This window comes from Streptomyces sp. NPDC056948 (assembly GCF_042674225.1).
Classification (GTDB): domain Bacteria; phylum Actinomycetota; class Actinomycetes; order Streptomycetales; family Streptomycetaceae; genus Streptomyces; species Streptomyces purpurascens.
Window position 1 is genome coordinate 1 of the sequence record NZ_JBHUQX010000596.1, and the last position, 4,287, is coordinate 4,287.

Consider the following 4,287-nt stretch of genomic DNA (forward strand, 5'->3'; position numbering starts at 1 on the left):
GCGTGCGGAGGCCCTGGAGGCGGCGTGTCGTTGATCTCCACCCTGGCCCGCCTCGAGGCCGTCAGCACCGGCCGCGCCCAACCCGCCGCCACCGTCCGCCACCGGCATCTCGGCGACCGCCCGCTGGTGTTCGTGCCGCTCATCACCGCCGGTGAGGCCGGCGCCCCGCTCGGCGCGCTGGTCGGCACCGACCGGGACGCGCCGCGGCTGCTGGTCGTCCCGCAGCCCCGCGACCGCGACCTCAGGTTCGCGTTCCTGGCCGAACTGGCCGACGTGGTGCTGCCGTACGTCGACACGTACGCCGAGGTCGTGGAGGCCGCCGAGCGCACCGAGACCGACCCGGAGACCGGCAAGCGCGTCAAGGTCGAGGTCGACCTGTGCGCGGACGCCCCGCAACTGATCGTGCCGAGCCGCGCGGGCATCGACCTGGTGCGGCTGCTCGGGCGCTCCACGCGCTTCCGGCGTACGGCGGAACAGGACCCGGAAGCCCCGTATCCGGCGCCGCCCCGGGTGCCGCTGCTCGGGCGGTGGCTGACGCACTTCGGGGAGCGGGCCCGGGTACCCGGCGCCTCGCTGCTGCTGGCGATGACCGACGTCCTGGGCCGGCACTGGGCGACCGGGCAGTCCACCCTGGAGGACCAGCATCTGGGGGCGCTGCTCGCCTGGATCGACCCGCCGGAGGGCCTGTCCGGCGCCGAGGCGGCGCTGCGGGCCGAGCTGGAGCGGGACGAGCGGGGCCAGCTCACGTGTCCCCCGGCCGGTCCGGCCACCGACCCGGCGTTCGACAACAAGCTGCTCGCCCCGGCCATCGAGCGCTACGACCGGGCCCGCACCGCCCACGCCGTCGCCGAGGACGGTCTGCAGGCCGACGACCGGCTCGGCTCGCTGACCGCCGCCGAGCGGGAGATCCGCGACCTGGTGCTCAGCCGCACCCGGCCCACCTGGGACGCGATCTGGCGCGGCCTGGACCTGCTGCGGGAGCTGCCCGCGGGGGCGCATGCCGAGGAGCGGTGGACGCGCGACCGGTGGTCCTTCACCGGCCACCGCGACCGGGTCCTGGCGGGCGAACCCCCGCAGCCGCGCCGCGACGACGCGGTCACCGCGGCGAACAAGCTCGCCACGCGCGAGCGCGAACAGGCCCGGCTGGAGGCGCAGGAGGCCCTGGACGATCCGCTGGTGATGGCCGGACGGCGGCTGTCCGGGGAGGCGTTCGCGGGCGAGGTCACCGATGTCGTGATGGCGTACAGCGAGGGCAAGCGGCCCAGCCCGCGCCCCCTGGTCACGGTCCGCACGGACGACCGGCCGCATCTCGGGGAGCGGACGAAGGTGTACCGATCGCTGGGCGGGAAGCCGCAGTCGGCGGAGTTCGTCGCGGACGAGGAGGACGGCGCGTACGTCGTGCTGCGGATCCTCGACAAGATGGGCCGCGGCAAGGAGCCCGAGCCGGGATCGGTGCCGGAGAAGGGCGACCGGGTCTGCTTCACGCTCTTCGAGCACGAGCAGCGGGGCGGCGCGAAACTGCCCGACCCGGAGGAGACGCCGTGGACGCACGGCGGACCGCCCGGCGAGCCGACGCTGGAGACGGCCGACCCGGTGACCGAGGAGGACGTGCTGTGACGACGGTCTTCGACCCCTCCGCCGCCGCGACACAGGCCACCGACGCGATCCTCCACGACACGCTGCACGGCACCGCGCGCGGAGTGGTCGTCGACTCCCCGCCCGGTGCCGGCAAGTCCACGCTCGTCGTCCGGGCGGCCCTGGAACTCGCCGAGGCCGGCCACGCGTTGATGGTCGTCGCGCAGACCAACGCCCAGGTCGACGACCTCGTCCTGAGGCTCGCCGAGAAGAACCCCGAGCTGCCGGTGGGCCGGCTGCACAGCAGCGACGCCGACCCGTACGACAAGGCGCTCGACGATCTGCCGAACGTCCGCAAGTCGGCGAAGGCGGGCGACCTCGCGGGGCTGGCCGTGGTGCTCTCGACAGCGGCGAAGTGGGCGCATGTGAAGGTCGACGAACCGTGGCGGCACGCGATCGTCGACGAGGCGTACCAGATGCGTTCGGACGCGCTGCTCGCGGTGGCCGGGCTGTTCGAGCGGGCGCTGTTCGTGGGCGACCCGGGGCAACTGGACCCGTTCGCGATCGTGGGCAGCGAGCAGTGGGCGGGCCTCGCCTACGACCCGTCGGCCTCGGCGGTGACGACCCTGCTCGCGCACAACCCGGATCTGCCCCAGCACCGCCTGCCGGTCTCCTGGCGGCTGCCTGCCTCGGCGGCTCCTCTGGTCTCGAACGCGTTCTACCCGTACACGCCGTTCCGCAGCGGCACCGGCCCGGGCGACCGCGTCCTGTCCTTCGCCGTGCCCTCCGACGGCTCGGGCCCGGACCGGGTGATCGACGAGGCGGCCGTATCGGGCTGGGGCCTGCTGGAACTGCCCGCGCGGCACACCCCGCGCACGGACCCGGAGGCGGTACGGGCGGTGGCGACGGTCGTACGGCGCCTGCTGGACCGGGGCGGCGCGGCGACGTCGGAGCGCTCACCGGACCCCATGCCCCTCACCGCCGATCGCATCGCCGTCGGCACGGCACACCGGGACCAGGCGGCGGCGGTACGTGCCGCCCTGGCCGACCTCGGTGTCACCGACGTGGTCGTGGACACGGCGAACCGGCTGCAGGGCCGCGAGTACGACGTCACGGTGGTCCTGCACCCCCTCTCCGGCCGCCCCGACGCCACGGCCTTCCACCTGGAAACCGGCCGCCTCTGCGTCCTGGCCTCCCGGCACCGGCACGCGTGCATCGTGGTGTGCAGGGCGGGGGTGAGCGACCTGCTGGACGACTATCCGTCGACGGAGCCGGTGCAGCTGGGGACGGTGGTGAAGTTTCCGGACGGGTGGGAGGCGAATCACGCCGTGCTGGCACATTTGGCCGAACATCGTGTGTCCTGGCGGCCCTGACGAACGCCGGGTGGTGTGGCAGACGTACCCACTCCTGCGATGCCCACTTGCGCGCCCGCGAGACAATGGACGGTGGCCCGCTCCACCCGGGAGGGCCGTGCGCGACGTACGAGGAGGAGAAGACATGGCGGAGCCCACGCCGCGTCGGAACGAACCGCGGCTACGCCCCGCGCCCCTGCTCTTCGAGCCCGCGGAGGCGGCCTCCGACCCTGAGCACTTCTTCGACCTCGAGTCGATCGACGACCCACGGGCCCTGCTGGCCCGGTCGACGGAGCTGACGCTGGCCTTCCGGGCCGCAGCGGACCGGGCCCTGGAGTTCCAGGCGATCGCGGCGGCGCAGCTCGCCGATCCCCGGCGGTTCGACCGGCTGACGACCGCCGACATCGCCGAGCGGGCCGAGTGGACCGAGGACTACGCCAAGAAGATGGTCGAGTTCGGGCGGGATCTGTTGCGGGGCGGTGTCGAGGGCCGGGGGCCTGTCGACCCGATGATGTGACAGCGGGAGGGAATGAGATCCGGCCCCTTCACGATCTACGTGGCATATGCCAGGCGGGCAAGATACTCCCTCCCACCCCATCCTGTCCCGGTTTCCCGCAACCCTCGGGAACCGCACGCTCACGGCCGGTAGATGTAGATGTCATGAGCAGCGGATGGAACGCCTCCCATGTCACCCCGGACGGAGCCGCGTGGCTCGCTTCGGCAGGAACGTATCCGCGCAGCACGCTCGCCCTCTGGGAGGAGCGGCCGGACGCGCCGATCGTGCTGCCCTGCGGGGCGGTGTTCGACGTGGTCAGCGCGCCCTCGATGTTCGGGCGGCGGATGCTCGACCGGCTCTGGGACGACGGACCCGGCTCGGGCCCGGTCGCGGAGTTCCGCGGCCGCATGCTGCTGTTCGCCACGCCGGGCACGGCCCAGCGGCTGCCGGCGCTGCTGGAGTGGGAGGAGTGGGGCACGCACGGCCGCGACGGCGGGGAGACCGGACGCACGGGCGCCGTACCGCCCCTGCTGTGCCACGGCACGGGCGACGCCGTGACCATTCCCGCACCGGCGGAGACCACCTCCCCCACCCGCTCCGGCTCCCGCTGGCTCGTCGCCCCCGACACCCGGCAGCCCTGGCTCCCGGGCCCGGAAGTACTGCTGTGGGCGGCCGTGCGGGCGGCCCGTTCGGCGGTGCGGATTTCGATTTTTCCTCCCGCCGACCAGGGTGCTAAGGTCTACGACGTCAGCAGGCGCCGCTAGCTCAGTTGGTTAGAGCAGCTGACTCTTAATCAGCGGGTCCGGGGTTCGAGTCCCTGGCGGCGCACAGACGGTGAAAGACCCCCTCGCGAGAGCGAGGGGG

General features: G+C 73.5%; 4 protein-coding genes and 1 tRNA gene. All 5 read left to right on the top strand.

From position 1 onward, the window contains the following. The first annotated feature begins 24 nt into the window (after positions 1-24). The 5 genes from ACFTZL_RS41785 to ACFTZL_RS41805 all read left to right on the top strand — a co-directional run bounded on the left by ACFTZL_RS41785 (position 25) and on the right by ACFTZL_RS41805 (position 4,251). Entirely contained in the window at positions 25-1,617 is a 1,593-nt protein-coding gene (locus tag ACFTZL_RS41785; protein WP_382594916.1) for a hypothetical protein, read from the top strand. Continuing rightward, positions 1,614-2,948 carry an AAA domain-containing protein gene (locus ACFTZL_RS41790; RefSeq protein WP_382594908.1) on the top strand — a complete coding sequence of 445 codons (1,335 nt, stop codon included), beginning with the start codon at positions 1,614-1,616 and terminating at the stop codon, positions 2,946-2,948. The genes ACFTZL_RS41785 and ACFTZL_RS41790 overlap by 4 nt, the downstream gene beginning before the upstream one ends. A 124-nt stretch (positions 2,949-3,072) precedes the next feature. Then, entirely contained in the window at positions 3,073-3,444 is a 372-nt protein-coding gene (locus ACFTZL_RS41795; protein ID WP_382594911.1) for a hypothetical protein, read from the top strand. Positions 3,445-3,587: 143 nt separating this feature from the next. Continuing rightward, positions 3,588-4,187 carry a bifunctional DNA primase/polymerase gene (locus ACFTZL_RS41800; protein ID WP_382594914.1) on the top strand — a complete coding sequence of 200 codons (600 nt, stop codon included), beginning with the start codon at positions 3,588-3,590 and terminating at the stop codon, positions 4,185-4,187. Then, positions 4,178-4,251, top strand: a tRNA-Lys gene (locus tag ACFTZL_RS41805). The genes ACFTZL_RS41800 and ACFTZL_RS41805 overlap by 10 nt, the downstream gene beginning before the upstream one ends. Positions 4,252-4,287: the final 36 nt, after the last annotated feature.